Source organism: Streptomyces sp. NPDC037273 (assembly GCF_055603625.1).
In genome coordinates this window covers 835939-852921 of record NZ_JBVJVO010000002.1, presented here as the reverse complement: position 1 = coordinate 852921, position 16983 = coordinate 835939, and the positions used below count along the sequence as shown (strand labels likewise).

Genomic DNA, 16983 nt, shown 5'->3' with positions numbered 1-16983 from the left:
TCCGCGTCACCGGCCCCGCCCGCCCGCAGTCGGGCGGGGCCGGTGAACCGGACCGGAGGGAACAACCATGGCACAGCCTGCAAAGGGGCCGGCACCCGCCGAAGGCCCGTGTTCCACCCCGCCGTCCACCACCGCCACGGCCACGGCCGCGTGTCACCCGGTGGACGAGAAGCTTCCCGCCTCGCGGCTCGTCCCCGCGGCACTCCAGCACATCGCCGCCATGTACGCGGGCGTCGTCACCCCTCCGCTGATCATCGGCCAGGCGGTCGGCCTGGACGCCGCCGGAATGACCCGGCTCATCGCGGCAAGCCTGCTCATCGCCGGCTGTGCCACCATCCTGCAGACCCTCGGCATCGGACGCTTCGCCGGCAACCGGCTCCCGTTCGTCAACGCCGCCTCCTCCGCCGGCATCGCGCCGATGCTCGCCATCGCCGAGACCAGCGCCCCCGGACACCAACTCCCCGCCATCTACGGCGCGGTGATGGTCGCCGGAGTCTTCTGCCTCGCCGTCGGACCCTTCTTCGGCAAGCTCCTGCGCTTCTTCCCGCCGCTCGTCACCGGCGTCGTCATCACCCTCATCGGGGTCACCCTGATGCCCGTGCCCGTCGGCTGGGCCCAGGGCGGCGACAAGACCGCCGCCGACTTCGGCGCCATGAAGTACCTCGCCCTCGCCGGCTTCACCCTCGTCGTCATCCTGCTCTTCCAGCGCTTCGGCAAGGGCTTCGTCAAGCAGATCGCCCTGCTCCTCGGCCTGCTCATCGGCACCCTCGCCGCCATCCCCTTCGGCATGGCCGACTTCTCCGCCCTGCGCGAGGCACCCGTCGCCGCGCTGCCCGCGCCCTTCGCCTTCGGCACCCCCGAGTTCCAGCCCGCCGCGATCCTCTCCCTCTGCATCGTCATGCTGGTCCTCATGACCGAGTCCAGCGCCGGCATGCTCGCCCTCGGCGAGATCTGCGAACGCCGCAGCGACGGGAAGACCATCACCCGCGGCCTGCGCACCGACGGCATCGCCACCCTGCTCGGCCCCGTCTTCGGCGGCTTCCCGACCTCGGCCTTCGCCCAGAACGTCGGCGTCGTCTCTCTCACCCGGGTCCGCTCCCGGTACGTCGTCGCCGTCGCCGGCGGCGCCCTGATCGTCCTCGGTGCCTTCCCGGTCCTCGGCGCGGTCGTCTCGATGGTCCCGATGCCCGTCCTCGGCGGCGCCGGCATCGTCCTCTTCGGCTCCATCGCCGTCAGCGGCATCCGCACCCTGTCGGAAGCCGGACTCGACGACAGCTCCAACATCATCCTGGTGGCCGTCGCGCTCGGAGCGGGCATCATCCCGCTCGCCGCTCCCACCTTCTACGCCGGCTTCCCCGCCTGGGCACAGACCGTGCTCGGCTCCGGCATCAGCGCGGGCGCGCTCGTCGCCGTCCTGCTCAACCTGTTCTTCCACCATCTCGGCACCCGGAGCCGTCACGCGGCTCCGGCACTCAAATCCTCCTAGGGTCCTGCCGTGCCCACACCACCCCCGAGGAATGAAGGAAGCACCGCCATGGCAGCACCTTCGGCAGCCCAGCGCATCGTCATCGAGAACGCGGCGATCGCGACCGTCGACGCGAACGACACCGAGTACGCCTCCGGCTACCTGGTCGTCGCCGACAACAGGATCGAGTCCCTCGGCGCCGGCAAGGCGCCGGAGGGCCTGGAGAACGTGGTCCGCCGGATCGACGCCACCGGTCACCTGGTGACGCCCGGTCTGGTCAACACCCACCACCACTTCTACCAGTGGATCACCCGAGGCCTGGCCACCGACCACAACCTCTTCAACTGGCTCGTCGCGCTCTACCCGACCTGGTCGCGGATCGACGAGTCGATGGTCCGCGTCGCCGCCCAGGGCTCCCTGGCGATGATGGCCCGCGGCGGTGTCACCACCGCCATGGACCACCACTACGTCTACCCGAAGAACTCCGGCGACCTCTCCGGTGCCATCATCGGCGCCGCCTCCGACATGGGCGTCCGCTTCACCCTCGCCCGCGGCTCCATGGACATGAGCGAGAAGGACGGCTTCCTGCCGCCGGACTTCGCCGTCGAGACCACCGAGGGCGCGCTCGCCGCCACCGAGGAGACGGTGAAGAAGTTCCACGACGCCTCCTTCGACGCGATGACCCAGGTCGCCGTCGCCCCCTGTTCCCCCTTCTCCATCTCCACCCAGCTCCTCAAGCAGGGCGCCGAGCTCGCCCGCCGCCTCGGCGTGCGCATGCACACCCACGGCTCGGAGACCGTGGAGGAGGAGAAGTTCTGCCACGAGCTCTTCGGCATGGGCCCGACGGACTACTTCGAGTCCACCGGCTTCCTCGGCGAGGACGTGTGGATGGCGCACTGCGTCCACATGAACGACTCCGACATCGCCGCCTTCGCCCGCACCGGCACCGGCGTCGCCCACTGTCCCTCCTCGAACGCGCGCCTCGCCGCCGGCATCGCCCGCGTACCCGACATGCTGAAGGCGGGCGTCCCCGTCGGCCTCGGCGTCGACGGCACCGCGTCCAACGAGTCCGGCGAGCTCCACACCGAGCTGCGCAACGCGCTCCTCATCAACCGCCTCGGCGCCCACCGCGAGGCCGCGCTCAACGCCCGCCAGGCCCTGCGCCTCGGCACCTACGGCGGCGCGCAGGTCCTCGGCCGCGCCGACAACATCGGCTCCCTCGAAGCCGGCAAGCTCGCCGACTTCGTCCTCTGGAAGATCGACGGCCTCGGCCACTCCTCGATCGCCGACCCGGTCACCGCGATCGTCTTCGGCGCCGCGGCCCCGGTCACCGCCTCCTTCGTCAACGGCAAGCAGATCGTCGAGAACAACCGCCTTCTCTTCGCCGACGAGGAGCAGATCGCGCGCGACGCGCGCGCGGAGGCCCAGCGCCTGGCCCGTATCACGGCCCAGAGCTGATCCTCCCCACGGAGTCCGACCGAGGGGGACGGCCCTCGGTCGGTCGCCGCGGACCCGAGCGGGGTCCGCGGCAGCCGGACCGGGTGGTGCCGTACGCAGAAGACGTACGGCACCCCCGGGACGGTGAAACGTGCCCGGCCCCCACCCGGCACCCGCCCCGGCCCCACCGGGCACCCGCCCCGTCCGGCACTCGTACTGCCCGGCACTCGCATCACCCCGCACCTCGCCCCGTCCGGCACCCGCATTGCCCCGCACCTCGCCCCGTCCGGCACCCCGCATCGCATCGCACCACCTCCCTGAACCCCTCGTCGCCGCCGACGTGTAACCGACCGGAGGAACCGCCGTGGCCACCCAGCCCCAGGTTCGCAATGCACCAGACGAAGGCTCCGCCCCCGAAGACCGCGAGAAGCATCCGGTCGACGAGACGCTGCCCCCACTCAAGATGGCCACGAGTGGCCTTCAGCACGTCGCCGCCATGTACGCGGGCGTCGTCGCCCCGCCCCTGATCGTCGGAGCGGCCGTCGGCCTCTCCGGCACCGAACTCACCTTCCTCACCGGCGCCAGCCTCTTCACCGCGGGCCTCGCCACCTTCCTCCAGACCCTCGGCGTCTGGAAGATCGGCGCCAAGCTGCCGTTCGTCAACGGCGTCACCTTCGCCGGCGTCGCACCGATGCTCGCCATCGTCGACACCACCGAGAACAAGGCCGACGCGCTCCCCGTCATCTTCGGCGCGATCATCGTCGCCGGTCTGCTCGGCTTCCTCGCCGCCCCCTGGTTCTCCCGCCTCGTGCGGTTCTTCCCGCCGGTCGTCACCGGCACCGTGATCACCCTGATCGGCGTCTCCCTCCTCCCGGTCGCCTTCGGCTGGGCCCAGGGGCCCAACCCCAAGGCCGCGGACTACGGTTCGACGACCTACCTCTCGCTCGCCGGCATCACGCTCGTCGTGGTCCTGCTGCTGCGCCGCTTCACCCGAGGCTTCCTCAAGCAGATCGCCGTCCTGGTCGGCCTCGTCCTCGGCACCCTCATCGCCATACCGTTCGGCGTCACCGACTTCTCCCCGGTCACCGAGGCGGACATCGTCGGCTTCCCGTCCCCCTTCCACTTCGGCGCCCCGCAGTTCGCGCTCGCCGCGATCATCTCCATGTGCGTGGTCATGCTGGTCTCCATGACCGAGTCCACCGCCGACATGCTGGCGCTCGGCGAGATCGTCGACCGGCCCGCAGACGAGAAGACCATCGCCGCCGGCCTGCGCGCCGACACCCTCGGCTCCGCGCTCAGCCCGCTGTTCAACGGCTTCATGTGCAGCGCCTTCGCCCAGAACATCGGCCTCGTCGCCATGACCCGCATCCGCAGCCGCTTCGTCGTCGCCTGCGGCGGCGGCTTCCTGGTCCTGATGGGCCTCTCCCCGGTGGCCGCCTCGCTGATCTCGGTCGTCCCCCGGCCCGTCCTCGGCGGCGCGGGCGTCGTCCTCTTCGGCTCGGTCGCCGCCAGCGGCATCCAGACCCTGGTCAAGGCCGGCCTGGAGAAGGACAACAACGTCCTGATCGTGGCCGTCTCCCTGGCCGTCGGCATCATCCCGATCACCAAGCCGGACTTCTACCACGCCTTCCCGGAGACCGCCCAGATCATCCTGGACTCCGGCATCTCCACCGGCTGCGTCGCGGCCGTCCTGCTCAACGTGGTCTTCAACCACCTCGGCCGGCGACAGGACGACGACGACGTCACCGCCCCGATGGAGCCCGGTGAGGACATCTCCGGCAGCCACTCGGCGAAGGCGGCGCACGCCCACTGAACCCGCTGCTCACCCCCTCGCCAGCCCCGGTCCCCGCGCACGCCGCGGGGCCCGGGGCCGTCGTGCTGATCAACCCCAACACCTCCACCGCCACCACCGCGATGATGACCACCCTCGCCCAACAGGCCCTCACCCAGGCCGCTTCCGCGCGGGCCGCTTCCGCGCGGGGCGCTTCCGCGCGGGGCGCTTCCGCGCGGGGCGCTTCCGCGCGGGGCGTGGCCTTGTCCGGAGCGACGTCCGGTGTGGCCTTGTCCCGCGCCGCCGCCGGTGGCCCGGCCGCGCCTGGCGTGACCGTCGGCAGCCTGTCCGTGCGGGGCGTGACCGTCGCCCGCGGTCCCGGCATGCTCACCGACCCCGACGCCCTGCGCGCCGCGGCGCCCGAGGTCCTCGCGGCGGGACTCCGAGCCGCGGCCGAGGGAGACTGCGCCGCGCTGCTCGTCGCCGCCTTCGGCGACCCGGGGATCGAGGAACTGCGTGCGGCGGCCGAGGTGCCCGTGGTGGGCCTGGGAGAGGCGGCGCTCAGGGAAGCCGCCTCCCACGGCCTCCCGTTCGGGATCGCGACCACCACCCCGCTCCTCGCCGACGCCATCACGGAACGCGTCACCGCTCTCGGTCTCGCGGACCGGTACACCGGCGTCCGGCTCACCGCCGGCGTCCCCGAGCGCCTCTCCGCCGACCCCGCCCTCCTCCTCGACCGGCTGGAACGGGCGGTCCGCGCCTGCGCCGAACGCGACGGCGCCCGGGTCGTCGTCATCGGCGGCGGCCCGCTCGGCGAGGCCGCCGAAGAGCTCCGACGCCGTTGCGCGATTCCCGTCGTCGCCCCGATCCAGGCGGCGATCCACGCGATCCACGCGATGATCCGCCTCCCGGCGTCCTGAACCCCCCACGGCGGCGCGGCCGCCCGCCGCCCGTCCCGCCTCCCGCTCACCGCTCCACCTCGATCCGGCGCCGGCACTCCTGGGCCAGCGCCGGATACGCGGCGGCGATCGCCTCGTAGAGCCGCCGGCGCAGCAACCGTTCGGCCTCGGCCCGCCCGGTCGCCCCGTACAGGCCGTCCAGCAGCGCCTCGTACCGCGACAGGGCATGCCGCAGATAACTCACCTGCCACCGCACGAGCGAGCCGCCGGCGGGGAGACCACCGCCCCGTGGACCGCCCGGACCCCCCGTGCCACCCGGACGGCCCGCACCGCCCAGAGCTCCGGCGGGGGCCGCGGCGGACGGCGGCGGTGTCGCCGGACTTCGGCCCGTCAGGAGGTGACGGTGGCGGACGGCGCGCCGTTCCAGTTCGGGGCCGGGCAGGCGGGGAACGTCGATGGGCTCGGCGCGGATCGCGGCGAGGACGGCGGCGCGGCGGCGCTCGGCGTAGGCACCGGCGGCGGCGGAGCGGGCCGGTGAGAGGAGCGAGGTCTCGGTGAACTCGGGGGTCCGCTCGACGGTCTCGACCCGGGCCAGGAGATAGAGGCGGACGGGCGCGAGGGACCAGCGGCGCGGGTCGCGGCCCTGGACGTCGGGCGTGCCGAGCAGCTCGCGCACCATCGTGTCGGTCCAGCCTCGTCGGCGTACCCCGGCGAAGGACACATAGGTCGTACGGTCCGTCATGATTCCCCCAAACTTGATTACAGAGAGTGACATTCACAGTGAAGCGCACCCCACTGACAACGCCCTCCCGCCGGGTCCTGTCGGGACGCTTGCCGGGGTGGGCCTAGCCGTGTCATATAGGTCTGGACCTTTTCGACGGACGGAGGCCGGCCCGTGCAACGCCCGCTCGCCGCAAGCCTGTTGAGTGCCCTCGGACTCCTCCTGGCGCTCGCCCTCGCCGCCTGCTCGGCCGCCGCCGCACCCGAGCCGAAGGACACCCGCGCCCCCACCACCCCCGTCGGCGTCACCGCGACGGCGGGCAGCGCGAGCACCGTCCACGTCATGTGGAGCGCGTCCGGCGACGACCGTGCCGTCACCGGATACGAGGTCTACCGCGAGGGCCGCAAGGTCAAGGACCTCCCCGCGACCACCCTCATGACGGACGTCGTCGGCCTCGCCCCCGCCACCCGCCACACCTTCACCGTCCGCGCCCGCGACGCCGCCGGGAACCTCTCGGCCCCCAGTGCCCCCGTCACCGCGACCACCCTCCCGACCGCCACCGAGGACCGCACGCCCCCCACCGCGCCCTCGGCCCTCCGCGCCACCCCCGACGGCAGCCGCGCCGCCACCCTCCGCTGGGCCGCCGCCCGCGACGACACCCGGGTCACGGCGTACGACGTCTACCAGGCCGACACCCGTATCCACACCGTCCCCGGCACCGACACCACCGCCCGTCTCACCGGCCTGCGCCCCGGCACCGCCTACGCGTTCACCGTCCGCGCCCGCGACGCCGCCGAGAACTCCTCACCGGACAGCGCCCCCGCCGACCTCACCACCGCCTCCGCCCCCGGCGCGCCCCCGAACACCGCCCCCAAGGACCTCGTCGCCACCTCCGCCAAGGGCGAGATCACCGTCACCTGGACCCCGCCGGCCACCGGCGCCCCCGTCACCCACCACGAACTCCACCTCGACGGCCGCTTCGCCACCACCATCATCTGGGGCACCACCCCACCCCCCGGCCGCGCCACCTACACCTTCCCCGTCCCCGACCCCCCGGGCACCCGCTACACCCTCACCCTCCGCGCCCGACTCCCCGACGGCACCTGGGGCGACTTCTCCGCACCCCGCACCGTCGTCGTGCGCTGACGAGCGAGTACGGAGAAGCCGAACTCCCAGGACGAACACCCGAACTCCCCGGAACTTGGCCGAAATCGCCCCCTTTCGCCGAGCCCCGTCCCGCCCCACCCTGCGACCAGGGGACACCCCACCCTGCGACCAGGGGACAAGGGACAGGGGACAGGGGATTCGACAGGCTGCTGGGGGGCGCGCCGATGAGGGAACCGATCACCGAGCCAATCACCGAGCCGATCACCGAGCCGATCACCGAGCCGATATACGTACCCGCGCTGCCCGCCCGCCGGAGCGCGCTCAGCGCCTACGGCGGCCTCGCACCGGACATCCGGGCGGCCATCGCACCGCTCTGGACCGTCCCGCCCCGCGTGGGCCCCGAACGGACACCGGGCCGGTACCGCCCCGACCAGGCGGACCCGGACGCCCTTGCGCTCGGCACCCACGTACACCGTGCCCTGACCGCGATCGCGCGAGTCCAGCGCGGTCGCCCCGCCTGGGTCGACACCTGTCACGTCGAGACCGGGCCCCGCGCCTTCGTCACGGGCCCGCCGACCCTGCGGCCCGTGACCGGCACCGACCGCGCCGCATGGCAGCAGGTCGCCTGCGCGGAAGCCGCCGCGGCGGGCGGCGGCCTCGGCGTGAGGGTGCGCCCGGCCGAGGTGTCCGACGAGCGCTGGGCCGAGGACGTCGGCCGTCTCCTGCGCCGGATCGCGTTCGCGCGCTGCCCCGTGGACCTCCTCCTCGACCTGGGAGCGGTCGACGACGCCCACCTCGACATCGACCACGCGCCCCACCACGGGCCCGACCTCGGCCCCCACCGCTGGGCGCTCCACGCCCTGGACGTCCTCGGCCCGCTCCACCCCTGGCGCACCGTCGTCCTGCTCGCCGGCGCCTTCCCCCGTACCCACCCCCAGGGCTACGGGGCCGCGCTCACCGAGACCGGAAGGGCCGACCGGGACCTCCGCGACCTGCTGCGTCACCTCACCGGCGGCCTCGGGCGACAGCCCGTGTACGGCGACTACGGAGCCCACGACCCGGCGAGCGCCGACCGGGTCTCCGACGCGGGAGACAGCCCGTTCCACGGTGCCGTGCGCTACACCACCACCCGCACCTTCCTGGTGGGCGAGGTAGGCGCGGACCGGGCCGACCACCACCTCCTCGTCCGCTCGCACGCCCGGGACATCGTCGACACCGCCGACTTCAGAGGCGCGGACTACAGCCGGGGCGACCGCTGGCTCCAGGCCTGCGCGGACGGCGGCGGCCTCACCGGCACCCGCCACCCGGACGCCTGGATCTGGGCCGGCCACCTCCAGCACCTGACCCACGTCGCCCGCGAGCTCCGAGGCAGCACCTGACCCCCTTGACCCCCCTGAGACCCACCTGACCCACCCGACCCACGTGACCACCAGACCCGCGAGCTCCCCGGAAGCGGCCAGGCCGCCCCGCGCGTCGCCGACACACCTGTCCGGAGGGTGTTTCCGCCCGGAAGGGGCGCCCCGGAACTACCCTGGGAAGCGTGGCCGAGACCGTACTCACCAACACCGGACTCGACAGGTTCCTCGAACTCCTCGACGGAACACCCGAGCGCCGGGACCCCGCGTTCGCGCGTGCCGCCGAGGCGGTGCTGGGACTGCTCGCCCTGCGAGGGGCGGACCGTGGCACGGGGGTGCCGGAGCCGACGCCCGGTCTCGTGCGGCAACTCCTGGTGGAGGACCTGCCGACCTTCGTGTACGCGCCACCCGGCGAACTCGCGGCCTACCCGGCCGTTCTGACGGCGCTCGCGGCGCGGTTCGACGGCGGGCGCGGGGAGCGGGTCGCGGCGGTGGTCGCCGACGCGGGGCCGGACTTCGAGCAGGCCATGAAGGATCCGGGGAACCTCACCTGGCACCGCTGGTACGCCTCGCTGCTGCGCACCTGCGGCACCGACCTCGCCGACCCGGAGGACGTACGGCGCAGGCTGGCCGCGCTGGAGGGCGCGCCGTTGCCGGACGGCGTGCACCGGGCGGACCTCATGGGGCGTACGGCCCTCGCGGACGTGCTGCTCGCGGAGGCGCTCACCCGGGCGTACGTGCGGGACGCGGAGGGGCAGCCCGAGGCGGGGCCGCTGCTCACGGACCACGCGGTGGCGACGGGTATCGGGCAGGTGGCCGCCGCGCTCCAGGACCGGTGGACGGCGGCGGGGCTCGCGGAGCAGTTGTCCGGGCCGTACGCGCGGTTCGCGCCGGGGCCCGATGCCTTCCCGCACCTCGTCCTCGCCGACGCGCTGCTCGACGAGCACCTGGACTACTACAGCGACACCGCCGTGCCCGTGCCCCCGCCGCCCGCGATCGAGACGGGGGCGGGACCGGGCGCGGTCGAGGCGGACGCCGACGCCCTGATCGCGGCCGTCGAGGAGCTCGCGGAGGAGGAGTTCGAGCCGTACGGCGGTGAGGCTCCGCACCTGCTGTACGCGGTCTACGAGCGCGGCTGTTCCGCGGAGTCCATCGCCCGCAAGGCCGCCGAGTACGAGGACTGGACCGTCGACCCGGCCATGGAGGACCTGCCGGTGGCGGTGCCGGCCGAGGCGCCCGGGACGTACACGGTTCCGCCGGTGCCGGAGCTCGTCCGGCTGCTCGGCACGGCCGAGCTGGACGAGGCCGACCGGGCGCGGCTCGAAGGCCCTGCCAAGGAGCTTGCCGTGACCGTCGACCGGCTGGCGGCCACCGGTCTGGTGTTCCGCAGCGGGGACGCGTTCGGGCTGACCCCGCGTGGTGCGGGCGTGGTGCGCTATCTGCTCGGTGTGCGCGGGATCGTGGCGCCCGACGCCGCCCAGGCCGCCGCGTGGGGCGCGGCGGACGTGGTCGCCGCCGCCGAGGGCTGGTCCCCGTTCGTCGCCACGCGCGTGCTGGCCGACTGGCTCCACGCGCGCGGGGACACCCCCGATGCCTGGTCCGCCCTGCTCGCCGCCCTCGGTACGGTCCACGCCGGCGCCGAGGAGGCCGCCGGCGTCCGGGGCCTCTTCGCCCTCCTGGACACCGCCTCGGCCCCCGCCGACGCGCTGCGCGGAGCCCTCCGCGACCCGGTCATCGGGGCGTATGCCCTCCAGGCGCTGCGCGACCGCGACGAGCCGGCCGACGCGATCCAGGTACGGACGTCGGCGCGCGCCCTGTACGTCCTGGACGCGCTGCCCGGCAAGAAGGGGCCGCTGGAGTCCCGCCGTACCGCCTTCGACGAGGCGGCGGCGGCCTGGCCCGGCGGTTCCGCCGCCCTCGTCCGGGCGATGGCGGCGGCGGACCGTCACGAGGCCGAGCGGGTCCTCCGCCCGCTCGGCATCGCCGTGACGTGACCGTGGTCCCGCCCGGGTGTCAGCCCGTCGTCAGGTACATTCCCGAGGCTCCCGCACCCGCCGTGTTCCGGCAGCTGTGGTTGCCGGTGGGGCGGGCGTGGACGAGGGCCAGGCAGCGGCCGAGGGCCTGCTGGCCGTAGGCGTTGGGGTGCATCGACTCCTGGACGAGGCCCTGGGTGTTCTGGCTGTCGATCCAGCGCGCCCACTCGCTCGTCGTCGCCGAGGCCGGCACGGTCGACGAGACCTGCTTGCTCGCCTTGGCGCACACCTCACGCCCCTGGAGCGCGTCCCGCAGGTCCATGAACTGCACGCCCTTCGCCGCGGCCACGCCCTTCAGCCGGTTGGCGAGCTGCGGGACGAGGGAGTCGCGGGCCCAGTCGGAGTCGGCGTTCCAGAACGGGCAGCCGCCCGTGTTGGTGCGCGCCCAGCCGCTCTCGCCGTAGCGGTTGTCGGCGGCGCGCGGGATGGGGGAGGGGTACGACTGGAGCACGATCCGGTAGTCGGAGGTGGCGTAGCCGGCGGCCGACATGACCGCCCGGATCTCGTCGACGGACGTGGCGACGTCCGCCATCACACCGTCGATCTTCGCGTCGACCTCGGCCTGCTGGTCGTCGTGGCAGTACGAGTACCAGACGATGTAGTCGGTCGCGCAGGTCCTGATGATGTCGGCGAACCCGAGGTCGTTGCCGCCGATGGACAGCGCGATCAGCTCCACGTCGTTCGCGGCCGCCACGGCCGCCAGCTGATCGGCCTGCGGCGCCTCGCCCTTGTAGGCCTGACCGCCCTGCGACGCGCGCATGACGTTCCGCGTGGTCGCCCCGGAACAGGCGAGGTTGATCAGCTGGCTCGCGAGCGCCCCTGCGCTCTTCACCTCGGCGGTGTCCGAGCGGTGACACCCGCCGGCCGTGGTGCCGTACACCCGGGACGGGTCGTACCCGCTGCCCGTCCACGCGCGGTCGGTGCCGTTGCGGTTGCCGGAGTTGGTGAGGCTGTTGCCCTGCCACCGGCCGGCCTCCCCTGAGATGTAACTGTCGCCCATGGCGACGATCGCGGTCGGCCCGCTCCCGTTCGCGGCGTGAGCGGACGGAACAGCGACGGAAGCGAGCCCGGCGGCGGTACACAGTGCCAGGAGTGCGCGCAGCGCACGGTGGGGGGACGAAGGCATGGCTGTGCTCCTGCGGTATGCGTGACGCAGTGATGTGGGGGACAGCCGCCGGCGCCGGTGACATGGCGGAATCTGACACGCCCCGGCTTGTTACCGCTAGGTAGCTGCACATCTCGGTTCCGTCACGTCCCCTGTCCCCGCACAGGCCCACTCGCCACCCACGACAAAGTCCCGCCCCCGGAGCTGTGCCTTCACCGGCGACGGGGCTGTGCGGGGTGGCAGCTTTCAGCCCGAAACGAGCTCGTGCAACTTCGCCCTGGTCAGCTCATCCGTGGAGTAGACGACCGTACCGATCATGCCGCGCGTCAGGAGGACCTTGTATGTGTTGCGGATGAGGCGATCGATCTCGTCGTCAGGGGTGGAGCGGTTGAATACCGGGTCCTTCGACTGCGTCCGATCCGTCACCCAGGCCCCGTTCCGCCAGACGAGATCGGGACCGAGAATGACCCCGCTCCAGTCGTACTCGAACCCCTGCGCCGTGTAGACGCAGCCGACCTGTCCGAATCCGGCCGGGTCGGTGGCCCACAGCGCCGACGGCGGTGCACCGGCCACCGCACGATCACCGAAGACGTTCCACGGGCGAGCCCAGTCGCCTATCACCACGTCGGCGGGCAGGGCCTGACCCGGCGCGGTTTCCTTCGTCCATCGCCAGCAGTACCCGGCCGCCATGCGCGCGCTGTGCCCTTGCGCCCGCTTGCTCTCGAGAAAGGCCTCCATCTCGCCTGGGGTGTCCGCCACCCTGAGCCGCATCTTGCCGTCCGGGTCCCATGGCACGGGGCCGCCCGGCGACAGGCCCAGAAGGCGCAGTGTCCAGCGGAGGTATGCGTCGCTTCCGCCGCAACGGAACTGGCTGTCGAGGGAGACGACGGTGCAGTCGAGGCCTTTGGCAGTGGCGGCCGCGCGAATCTGGTCGAGATTGCCCATCTCGCCGGGTCGTACTATCTGGTGCTCGTCCAGGAGGAAGACCGGTACCCGTGCGGCGTCGATGAGTTCCTCGACCTGCGGCCGGTCGGTGCGTCGGTTCGCTGGGGTGTATCGATTCGCCGACGTCCTGCGCATGCGATGAGCTTCGTCGCAGAGGATGACGTCGAGTGCGTTCTTCTCGGCGGCCATGAAACTGTTGAAGTACTTGAAAAGATCTTGTACTTCACGCTTGCGCGCCCCGGCGACCCTGCGCATCGTCTTCGTGAAGGACTGTGACCCGGTGGCGTGGAGAGTCGGCCGTCCCTGTCGGTACAGCTCACCCAGCAGGGAGAGGGCGATGACGCTCTTGCCCGTTCCGGGTCCGCCCGTGACGACGACGACGTTCTTGCGGTCCGCCTGTGCGGCATGGCGAACCGCGCGCATCACCGTCTCATAGGCCACGCGCTGTTCATCGAGCAGCACAAACTGCTCCCGCTCGCGCACCTCCTGGGCTGCGACCGCCATCAGTTGCCTCGAAGGGCCGATTTTGCCGGCCAGGAGCTCGTCGGCGGCGGTGGCACCGTTCATGGGGGCGAGTCGCGACTGGAGGAAGGTGATGAACGCACCACGGCGTTGCTCGCTGAACAGCCTGCCCCGCTCGGATTCGCCCACCTCGGCGAGACCTGAGATGCCGGACTCCGTGGCGTTGTGAAGGTATGCGGCTCCCGCTATTCGTTCAGGGCGCTCTGCCAGGGCTCCGTTGAACGAGACGAGGTAGTCGCAGTAACCACGCACCTGCTCGATGGGGTTGAGCACGGGGTGTGTGTAGGTGTCGACGCGACACAACAGCGGCTCCCCGTCCTCCGGTGCCGCCTGACTCCACTGCTTGAGTTCGATGGCGACGTAGGACGGCTCGCCGGTCATGGGATGGACGCCGGCAAGGACCGCGTCGGCGCGCTTGCTGGTCAGCGGCAGCCCGAACTCGAGGAGCACGGTCACGTCCTGCAGCCCCGCTTCGACCAGCACGCTCATCAGGGCGGGCAGGCTGCGTTCCCAGGACCTGATCTCGGCTGCGCTTGGCTTGTGTCCACGGTCCTCCATGAACTGTTCCACCAGGCGTTGGGGGAGCATTCCCTTCACGGCCTGAACCGCGGCGTTGGAGACGGTGTCACGAAGCAAAGCAGAGCTCCCGAGTGTGGCGAGATCGAGATGAGGGGCGAAAGTGGCTGTGTGCGACGCCTGAGGATCCGTGGTGGTCAGCAGGTTCGCGTCCGACGGTGCCGCGCATGATGTCTGCTTCGGAATGCCGCGCCGTGGGTGGAGGGTGATACCGTCGGCCCAGCATGAAGGAAACGTTTCGTCTGAAATCGGATGCGGGACCGGCGGCCGCGTGGGCTAAGGCGCTCGGGTGTGCGTGCGGCTGTGGAGTCTTGATGCGCAGACACGCGCGGTCTCCCTACGGTGAGGCGTGGTCCGGTACCGAGTCACTGGAGTTCGATGGGTGGCTCAAAGTGATCTGCTGTGTGAGGTGATGTCGATTCTGTTCGCTTCGTCGACGATCTATGATCACTGACGTCATTGCGGCCCGACGGGCTTCCCTCATCGGACAGGCCCCCACCCGCGCGAGCTTACTCGTGCCCTGGGGGACTCTTCCGTGCTTCTGCTGCAGCTCTCCGCGCGGCATCTGTTGAAACTCCATCAGCGAGATCGTCTGTTGCCGCACCTGGCCGCGCGTTGGGTCCGATTCAAGGGGAAGCCGGCATCTGCGTCCGAGCAGGAGGCCTGGAAGGAAAGCCTGATCCGGCTCGCGGAGGAGCTGGTCGACGCGGGGCACGGCGAGCTGCACATGTTCGTGGAGTGTGAGCCTCAGGGGGTGGACGGTGCCGCGGACGTGATCCTCGTCGGAGTGCATCCCGAGACGGGGCAGGACTCGCTGCTTGTCGTGGAGCTCAAGAGATGGAGCTCGGTGGAGGTGGCAGCGAATCCTGAGAAAGTGAATGTGCAGGGTTACAGAAAGCCCAAGAAGCATCCGAGCGCTCAGGTGGGGAACGTTGTCGATTTCTTCGCTTCGGATTCCTCGATGGACGGCCTGAGTGTCTCCTATGCGGGCCTCACCTACCTGCACAATGCCAGCGAAGAATCAGTGGACCCATTGCTGATGGCGGGCACCCCGAAGGGCTCGCACACGTTCTACTTTACGGACGAAACGCGCCTCGATCTCCTGGAGGAGGTGCGTGACAGATTTCAGCCGGAGAGTGGGGCGGCCGCTGCCGGGCGTCTTCTGCGGAGACTCGGGCTGCGCAACGCGCCACTGTTGGAGGCGATGGCGCTCTCCGAGGGTGTGGACACGGCCTTCACTCTGAGAGGCGAGCAGCGGAGTGTCTGGCGCGATGTCAAGCGTGCTGTGGAGAGAGGGCGGAGCAGCGGCGGCGACCATGGTGAGCACAGCGTCTTCCTGGTCAGGGGCGGGGCGGGCACGGGGAAGAGTGCTATCGGCCTCCAGCTGATGAGACATTTCACGGCGGCTGGAATGAACGCGCGTTATGCCACCGGATCGCTCGCATTTCACGCTGCTCTGGAGCAGCTTTTCCAGCGAGATGACGTCCTTTCCAAGGAGCAGCTTGCGCACTTTCTCAGTTTCGTCGAGCCCCCCACGCCTCCACTCGATCTACTGATCTGCGACGAGGCCCATCGCATACGCGAGCTGTCGAGCGTGCAGTACTGGCCGCCGGAGAAACGCGGTACGAAACCCCAGGTGGACGAGCTGATCCAGGCGGCTCGGGTGACTGTGTTTCTGCTGGACGACAACCAGTCGCTCAGGCGCGGCGAGGTGGGCGCCAGTCGGCTCGTCGCAGATGCGGCGCTGCGCCACGGCGTCACTCCGGACATCTACGACCTCCAGAACGAGTTCCGGTGCGGCGGCAGCGAGGGGTTTCGAAGGTGGGTTCTGGACCTTCTCGGAATCTCCGGCGGGACGCCGCATGTGTGGGAGTCGGACGGGCTCATGCACGTTGAGGTGGCCGACAGCGTGGAGGATCTCGAGAAGGTGATCCTGGAGGAGCAGCGGGCCGGGGCTACCGCTCGGATGGTCGCAGGATTCTGCTGGCCGTGGAACCTGCCCGATGAGGGAACCCGTGAACTCCCGCTCGATGTGAGCATCGCCGGTTGGAAGCGACCTTGGAACGCGAAGGGGACGCTGAAGCGGTACGCGCAGGGTGAACCTCCGGCCGAATTGTGGGGAGTGGACGCGGCCGGGGTCGGGCAGATCGGCTGCGTCTACACCGCCCAGGGCCTCGAGTGGGACTGGTGCGGCGTCATTCTCGGCGAGGACATGGTCCGACGTGGCGATGAGTGGCAGTTCAGGAAGGGGAAGGTCTCGAAGAAGGACGAGGAGACCGGGCTGCGAGAGCTGCTCGCACCGGGATCCGTCGACCCCGGTCTGCCGAAGGACCCGGACGAGTTCGCTCGTCGGATCCGGAACGCGTACCACGTGCTCCTGACGCGTGCCAGCGCCGCGATCGTTCTGTACTCGGCAGACCCGGAAACTCAGCGGTATCTCAAGGGGATGGTCGCTCCTGTGGAGGAGGAGGGCCTGAGGCCCTCCGCGGCATCGCGGTCCGAAGAGCAACGTTTCGAGCGCATGCTCCGGGCCCAAATTGCCGGGCAGAAGCGGAAGCAGGATTCTCAGTTCGGAGGCCAGCTTGGCCTGTTCGACTCCTGAGCAGCGAGGATGTGATCAGGCGGCGGGCTCGAAAGCCCGCCGCCGCCCACTACCGGATTCCGGTGATGGACGCTGCCACATGCGCCACCCAGAGCAGCAGTTCCGTTGCCAGGCCGCCAGCGATGCTGAGGGTGAGGTCACGCAACCAATCACGCCGAGTGGGCTTGTACTTGACGGGCTCCATGCCAGGCATCTCCTTGAGGAGTCGGATCATTGGCAGGGAGGTCCCCAGCCGGGGCACCGGCCGATCCGAGGAAGCGCGACGCGTACACCCTCCGAACGGAGGGGTGGCAAGCAGCCTCAACGTTACCCCGCAACCACCGTCGGGTGCACGGGGATCGGAGATGTGGCGAGGCGTGAGAAGGCCTTGGCTCGGTGTGTCGGAGACACGCCGAGCCAAGGCCGCAGGGTTTCGGCCGCTGTGCGATTCAGCCGAAGTGGGGAG

Annotated in this window: 12 protein-coding genes; 8 read left to right on the top strand and 4 right to left on the bottom strand. The window is 71.1% G+C overall.

Annotated features, from left to right (window positions below; translation table 11 throughout):
* Positions 1 to 67 precede the first annotated feature (67 nt).
* The 4 genes from ACZ7G1_RS09060 (at position 68) to ACZ7G1_RS09045 (ending at position 5593) form a co-directional block, all read left to right on the top strand.
* Entirely contained in the window at positions 68 to 1486 is a 1419-nt protein-coding gene (locus tag ACZ7G1_RS09060) for a nucleobase:cation symporter-2 family protein (protein ID WP_470880703.1), read from the top strand.
* A 48-nt stretch (positions 1487 to 1534) separates the two neighbouring features.
* Positions 1535 to 2923 carry an 8-oxoguanine deaminase gene (locus ACZ7G1_RS09055; RefSeq protein WP_376437742.1) on the top strand — a complete coding sequence of 463 codons (1389 nt, stop codon included), beginning with the start codon at positions 1535 to 1537 and terminating at the stop codon, positions 2921 to 2923.
* A 442-nt stretch (positions 2924 to 3365) separates the two neighbouring features.
* Positions 3366 to 4715, top strand: a complete 1350-nt coding sequence (locus ACZ7G1_RS09050) for a nucleobase:cation symporter-2 family protein (protein WP_470880739.1) — start codon at positions 3366 to 3368, stop codon at positions 4713 to 4715.
* Positions 4716 to 4777: 62 nt separating this feature from the next.
* Positions 4778 to 5593, top strand: a complete 816-nt coding sequence (locus tag ACZ7G1_RS09045) for an aspartate/glutamate racemase family protein (protein ID WP_470880705.1) — start codon at positions 4778 to 4780, stop codon at positions 5591 to 5593.
* A gap of 46 nt (positions 5594 to 5639) precedes the next feature.
* Here ACZ7G1_RS09045 and ACZ7G1_RS09040 read toward each other — a convergent pair whose 3' ends face one another.
* Positions 5640 to 6314, bottom strand: coding sequence for a hypothetical protein (locus ACZ7G1_RS09040; protein WP_470880707.1), 675 nt, complete (start codon positions 6312 to 6314; stop codon positions 5640 to 5642).
* Between the two features lie 153 nt (positions 6315 to 6467).
* Between ACZ7G1_RS09040 and ACZ7G1_RS09035 the strand changes: the two genes are divergently transcribed.
* The 3 genes from ACZ7G1_RS09035 to ACZ7G1_RS09025 all read left to right on the top strand — a co-directional run bounded on the left by ACZ7G1_RS09035 (position 6468) and on the right by ACZ7G1_RS09025 (position 10749).
* The gene (locus ACZ7G1_RS09035; protein WP_470880708.1) at positions 6468 to 7439 is read left to right on the top strand and encodes a fibronectin type III domain-containing protein; all 972 of its coding nucleotides are present in this window, start codon (positions 6468 to 6470) and stop codon (positions 7437 to 7439) included.
* Between the two features lie 185 nt (positions 7440 to 7624).
* Positions 7625 to 8779 carry a beta family protein gene (locus tag ACZ7G1_RS09030; protein WP_470880710.1) on the top strand — a complete coding sequence of 385 codons (1155 nt, stop codon included), beginning with the start codon at positions 7625 to 7627 and terminating at the stop codon, positions 8777 to 8779.
* A 161-nt stretch (positions 8780 to 8940) separates the two neighbouring features.
* A complete protein-coding gene (locus ACZ7G1_RS09025; protein ID WP_470880711.1) occupies positions 8941 to 10749 on the top strand; it encodes a hypothetical protein in 1809 nt (602 codons plus the stop codon).
* 19 nt (positions 10750 to 10768) lie between these two features.
* On the opposite strand, the gene ACZ7G1_RS09020 is transcribed toward ACZ7G1_RS09025, so the two are convergent.
* Positions 10769 to 11914 carry a GDSL-type esterase/lipase family protein gene (locus ACZ7G1_RS09020; RefSeq protein WP_470880712.1) on the bottom strand — a complete coding sequence of 382 codons (1146 nt, stop codon included), beginning with the start codon at positions 11912 to 11914 and terminating at the stop codon, positions 10769 to 10771.
* A 225-nt stretch (positions 11915 to 12139) separates the two neighbouring features.
* Entirely contained in the window at positions 12140 to 13948 is a 1809-nt protein-coding gene (locus ACZ7G1_RS09015; protein WP_470880741.1) for a DNA/RNA helicase domain-containing protein, read from the bottom strand.
* Between the two features lie 523 nt (positions 13949 to 14471).
* Between ACZ7G1_RS09015 and ACZ7G1_RS09010 the strand changes: the two genes are divergently transcribed.
* Complete coding sequence (locus tag ACZ7G1_RS09010) at positions 14472 to 16538, top strand: DUF2075 domain-containing protein (RefSeq protein ID WP_470880714.1); 2067 nt, start codon at positions 14472 to 14474, stop codon at positions 16536 to 16538.
* A 49-nt stretch (positions 16539 to 16587) separates the two neighbouring features.
* Here the strand turns inward: ACZ7G1_RS09010 and ACZ7G1_RS09005 are convergent, their stop codons facing one another.
* Complete coding sequence (locus ACZ7G1_RS09005; protein WP_470880716.1) at positions 16588 to 16722, bottom strand: DUF6408 family protein; 135 nt, start codon at positions 16720 to 16722, stop codon at positions 16588 to 16590.
* Positions 16723 to 16983 lie beyond the last annotated feature (261 nt).

Coding starts and splice junctions, on each gene's coding strand:
- ACZ7G1_RS09060 (WP_470880703.1), top strand. CDS start 68: ATGGCACAGCCTGCAAAGGGGCCGGCACCCGCCGAAGGCCCGTGTTCC.
- ACZ7G1_RS09055 (WP_376437742.1), top strand. CDS start 1,535: ATGGCAGCACCTTCGGCAGCCCAGCGCATCGTCATCGAGAACGCGGCG.
- ACZ7G1_RS09050 (WP_470880739.1), top strand. CDS start 3,366: ATGGCCACGAGTGGCCTTCAGCACGTCGCCGCCATGTACGCGGGCGTC.
- ACZ7G1_RS09040 (WP_470880707.1), bottom strand. CDS start 6,314: ATGACGGACCGTACGACCTATGTGTCCTTCGCCGGGGTACGCCGACGA.
- ACZ7G1_RS09030 (WP_470880710.1), top strand. CDS start 7,625: ATGAGGGAACCGATCACCGAGCCAATCACCGAGCCGATCACCGAGCCG.
- ACZ7G1_RS09020 (WP_470880712.1), bottom strand. CDS start 11,914: ATGCCTTCGTCCCCCCACCGTGCGCTGCGCGCACTCCTGGCACTGTGT.
- ACZ7G1_RS09015 (WP_470880741.1), bottom strand. CDS start 13,948: ATGCTCCCCCAACGCCTGGTGGAACAGTTCATGGAGGACCGTGGACAC.
- ACZ7G1_RS09005 (WP_470880716.1), bottom strand. CDS start 16,722: ATGGAGCCCGTCAAGTACAAGCCCACTCGGCGTGATTGGTTGCGTGAC.